The organism is Exiguobacterium sp. s75 (genome assembly GCF_018617145.1).
GTDB classification, from domain to species: domain Bacteria; phylum Bacillota; class Bacilli; order Exiguobacteriales; family Exiguobacteriaceae; genus Exiguobacterium; species Exiguobacterium profundum.
Genome location: NZ_JACSJQ010000010.1, coordinates 1 through 4,856 on the forward strand (window position 1 = coordinate 1; position 4,856 = coordinate 4,856).

Here is a 4,856-nt window from a genome sequence, read left to right on the forward strand (position 1 = left end):
GTCCATGTTTAATTGTCTTAATATTAACAAAACAATCACCGTTGTGGAAAGTCTTTATTTTCCACAAAAACTTTTTTGGGCTGTTCGCTATTTTTTAGGCGAGTATCGTTTTATCATTATACATGTAGGGCGATCAGGGCGAAGGCGACAGCACCAATGGTTGAAAAGCCAACTTATGTTACAGTTGTGTTACATTTACCATGGAATCTATTGACAACGTTTCCTTATCACGCTATATATATTAATGAAGGGTAATCGATAAGCCTAGATGGGAGTTATGCATCAAGATTAATCGTTTCCTTCAACCGAATTCAAAAAAAAACGGCTGCACTCGAGTCGGGGGAACCGACCTCGTGCAACCTTAGGATACTGATATGATTCGTGCCTGAACAACTCGAATCATACCAAAAGTCCTCCATCTTGCGCAAATGCTTTATTTCGAAAATAGGTAAGTTCCCATTGACTCGAGTCAGTCGGGAAAGGACGTGCGAGATGGAGAATCCAAATACAGAACCTCCTCAAGAGGGTATGGTCTGGGTATGTTCGCCTTTTATTACTACTCGTAACGGCAAGCGTATTTACGCTTCGCATTACGGTAAAAAGGCATTCTGCTTCTGGGCTAAACCACGCAAAACTCGATAAGAGGCAGCCGACAAGCCGATCCGTTTTACGGGTCGGCTTTTGATTTTGAAATTCTATTTGAACGGCTACATCGTATCGATACGATGTAGCCGTTCGAGTGGAATCCACTTCTCTGATCCAGTGACCGCGAGGGAACGGGTCGGGGAAGAATGGTCTTGGGAGTGTCGATCCCGACAGGGATTGGCACTCCCTTTCTCGTGACCTGACACGAGAAACATCCCTTGATTTTTACCTCGTAGAGCCCGCCTCTTGCTTGCAAGAGTATAGCGGGCTATACTCTTTTTATTCAGAATGATCCCAGTACTCCCGAACTTCCTCTTCAACTTCTTTCTTGATTCCTTTTAATTTCTTGATTGTTTGGCTGAAACACGCAATCACTTCACGGTCTCGTTCAGTAAAAACCGTACCCTCAATGATCGTAACATTGGTAGAAAGAGCATCGAGTTCTCCCAGTGCATCATCAAGAACCTTAATGACATGAGAGTAATCTAAGGCATCCAGATCTTCCTTCACGCGAAGTTCATACACCCCACGAGCAACCTTTTTGATTCGGTCGTCTTTTTCGAATAGACGGTTTAAAACTCCCGTAAACAATGACTCTTCATCTTTGTGCGTTTTGCTCAACTCCTCGATGATGTCATTGCGAGTGAACTGAATTGATGATTGAGCACCTAGTTTCTCTTTCAAAATACCTTGTACCACTTGCTCCAAAAGAGCACTTCTACTCGGTTGCTTGTTTTCAGCCATAACGGCACCTCATTCCTGTTTGATATTTCTAATATAAGAAACTTATAGAAATTTGTCAACTGAAAAGAGAAATTTTTAGAAATTTTATTTAAAGGAGGATTTTCTATTGGCATTCGAATTCGCTTGGAACGCTCAAAAGAATCAAATGAGCGACGTCAAAGGCAAAGAGAAAGAACAAGAACGAGAAGGCAAAATCAAGAACCACATGATCGATCCAACCCGAACCCACCTCAACTACGATTTCGTGAAAAGTGAAGTAGGTCTCTATGAACGTACTAAAGAAAGACGGGACGAACTGAAAAAACAAGGCAGCCGTGTTCAGAAAAACTCGGTCGTCCTGTATTCCAACATCATCACGATCCCGAAAGAAGAAGCCGACAAGATGACGGACGAGGAGCATCAGAAATACTTCAAGAGTTGCTATGAATACTTCTGTGATCGGTACGGCAAAGAGAACGTGATGAGTGCCAAGGTGCATCTGGACGAGACGACGCCCCACATGCACCTTCACTTCATGCCCGTGAACAAAGAGAACGGCAAATTACAGGCAAGGACGGTAATGGGACCGAAAGCGTTGCGGGAGATTCACGACCAACTACCGAAGTTTCTCCACGAACGAGGGTTTGACGTGAAACGGGCGAGTGGCGAGAAGACGAAGATGAAACTCGACATTCATGAATTCAAGGCGCATCAAGACTTCAAGCGCCAAACGGAGCAACTTCGAGAAGAAGTCCAAGACTTGTCCGAAAAAGCGACTAAAGGCAAAGAGTACGTGATGAAGGCCAAGGACGTCCGTGACCAGTTGGACGAGCAGGTAGTCGAATACGAGACTCTACTCGGGAAGCAAAGAAAACAAATCGAAGTCGGTCAAAAGCAATTGGACTCTCTCTATGCAGAACTCGAGACGACAGAAGATTTCATCAGCAAAGAAATCAAATCGTTGAAAGGGCAGGCGGATCAGTACCGTTCGGAAATCCAAGAGACGGTCGATGCATTATCAGATCTTCGTCTAGTCGAGAGTTTCAACGAGAGCGCCAAGCCACAAAAACTATCGAGCAACCTGACAATCTCCCCTTCTTCTTTCGAGAACTTGAAGAAACAAGCCGAATTGTCGGTCCAACTACAAAAGGCGCTGCAGGCGAGCGAACGAGAAAAGAAACAACTCATGGATCGGAACAGGTATCTCGAGTCGCAGAACGATCGCATCCCGAATCTTCTGCAAGAGAATCGACGACTGGCGAGAGAGATTGAGTTTTTCAAGTCCGTATTAACCAAGTTGAAAGAAGCACTGGTCAATCAAAAGATGATTGCTCAAGATAAATTGGATAAATGGATTGGGTCTTTCAAGTCGAGAGCGACCTTCGAAATGAACGGATCAGTCGAACCAGAACTTGAGAACGAGAAGGAAAAAGAGGGGTTCGAATGGCATCGAGAGACATACGGGGCGAAGTACGAAGAGAAAAGTCGCGATATGGAGCGTTAAAACGTTCTGAGAGACGTCCTCGTGAGAAATAAAGGCAAAGACCCATGCATAGCCGGGAATGCCTGAAAAGGCGAATTTCGGGCCGTACATGGGTCTTTGCTACGAATACTAACTTTATAGGCAATTGACACATTAATTTCGCTTCAAGAATCGAGACTTTCTTGGAGCGAAATCGACACGATTTGGTCGAGCATGAGGACGAGCCCTTTCTTGATAAGAATCTTCCCTTTCGGGTCGGGCTGGAAGTAATCGAGTCGAATCAGCAGGTCGCCGATCGCCCGTTTCTCCGAAATCTCGGCTTCGAGCGTCTCAAAGTCGATGTTGGCAACCTCGTAGGTCGATCCGTTCGTCATTGAAATCCAAATTTCATCCATCATTTTCCCGCCTTTTGAGGGTCAAAAAGTTTGTGAATTCGGTCGATTTTTGTCCATTTTTCAGACTTTGGCTTGAGAGCGTCGCTAAGTTTGCGTGGAGTTTTTATTTCACGCAATCATCATGATTTAATGATCACTTTCGTGTTCTGGGCAAAACGCTTGTGATTCACCATAGTGATAGTATCGACTACAATCTGGACAAACCTGCATGCTAGAAGCACAGCTATCACAGATATACGCACCGTCCCAACGTTCTTCTAAATGATTGTACGTCGACAACGATCTACCGCAGTTCTCTGCACACTTCACAAAATGACTAGTATCTTTTGACAATCTAACCACTCTCCCTACTTTTATTTAACGGCTCAAATGCACCGTAACCCCTTCATCCCTCAAAGTAAATAGCTAAAATCATCCACTGACTACTCGATCCACGCTGCAATCTCTTCGGATTGCTACCGTGGATCTTTCAACGCCCTTCTTCGTTCCACTGAACGCACTTCGCTACGGCGTTTACGCCTTCGCTCGCTTGTCGGGGCACATGCGGAACACTTCGCCAGACTACGCTAGGCTCGTATTCCTCGTGCCACATACTAATTTGCATCGTCTACGTCTCGCCAATGTGGCAGGCATTTCCTCAAGTTTTCACTTGCATGGAGCGAGGGCAACATTCATCCTGAAGCGAAATGACGGAAACGGCGGACAGAAAATGCCTTCCTATCCGGCAAAATTCGACAACGTCGATTAGATTGCGGGATGGGAAGGAAGGCACGTCTGATTCGGGTTCATCCCTCGCTTCATGCTCGGTTTCCGTCGTATCAGCCCAATCTAATGCTAGGGTTTCCCCATGACCGTACTACACACTCAAACAAGCCCTTGCGGTTTCAACGCCCCCCGATGCCGTGCACCGGTTCATCAACTCGGTTGTATCGTCCTCCCCGTTCATAACGGGAAGTCCTGCCGTAGTGATTGGTTACGATTTTTAGCAGTCTACTTATGTACGATCCTTCACCCCCGTAGGGGTCTTGTCTTTCCTTCATTCAGCACTAAGGTAGCCCTCACCCTCCCTAACGTCCGATTGGGAAGACGTTAGGGATATGTAGGCACTCATGGTTCTCGGCATCGTTCCGATCTCCATGAGCCGTTGATTACGGGGCGCTCCCTCGACGTGTCGTGCACGTCCGCATAAGGCTCAACTCACCTTTGTCAGTGTTTTTGAGAGGTATCAGGCAATTCCTCTTATTCGATTAGTCCATAAACTCATCTTAAAAATGAGTTTATGGAAAACGAAAAAGACCGTTCAACTGGCGCTCTCCAGTCAAACGGTCTTTGTAGATAGGGCCCATACGCTTGTTTTTGCTTAAAAAACAGGTTAGTATGTACCTATAAACGTGCCCTCTGAGGTGTTCAGGGGGTACACCGTTTAACCAGTGTTAGCGCACTTGGTTAAACAAAAGTCATTCCTTTGATTCGTATCAGTAGTTGGTAGCTTCTGATATGGGGAGGAGTGGCTTTTTTTTCGTCCATGTTTAATTGTCTTAATATTAACAAAACAATCACCGTTGTGGAAAGTCTTTATTTTCCACAAAAACTTTTTTGGGCTGTTCGCT

The 4,856-nt window shown here is 45.4% G+C and carries 3 protein-coding genes; 1 reads left to right on the forward strand and 2 read right to left on the reverse strand.

Translation table 11 applies throughout. The features are described 5' to 3' along the window. Positions 1-924 precede the first annotated feature (924 nt). Positions 925-1,389 carry a hypothetical protein gene (locus KNO68_RS14755; protein ID WP_215112698.1) on the reverse strand — a complete coding sequence of 155 codons (465 nt, stop codon included), beginning with the start codon at positions 1,387-1,389 and terminating at the stop codon, positions 925-927. 106 nt (positions 1,390-1,495) lie between these two features. Here KNO68_RS14755 and mobV point away from each other — a divergent pair, with 106 nt between their 5' ends. Further along, positions 1,496-2,872 (forward strand): MobV family relaxase, encoded by a 1,377-nt coding sequence (gene mobV, locus KNO68_RS14760; protein WP_215112699.1) that lies wholly within the window; start codon positions 1,496-1,498, stop codon positions 2,870-2,872. Positions 2,873-3,015: 143 nt separating this feature from the next. Here the strand turns inward: mobV and KNO68_RS14765 are convergent, their stop codons facing one another. After that, on the reverse strand, positions 3,016-3,246 hold the full coding sequence (locus KNO68_RS14765) for a hypothetical protein (RefSeq protein WP_215112700.1): 231 nt from the start codon (positions 3,244-3,246) through the stop codon (positions 3,016-3,018). Positions 3,247-4,856 lie beyond the last annotated feature (1,610 nt).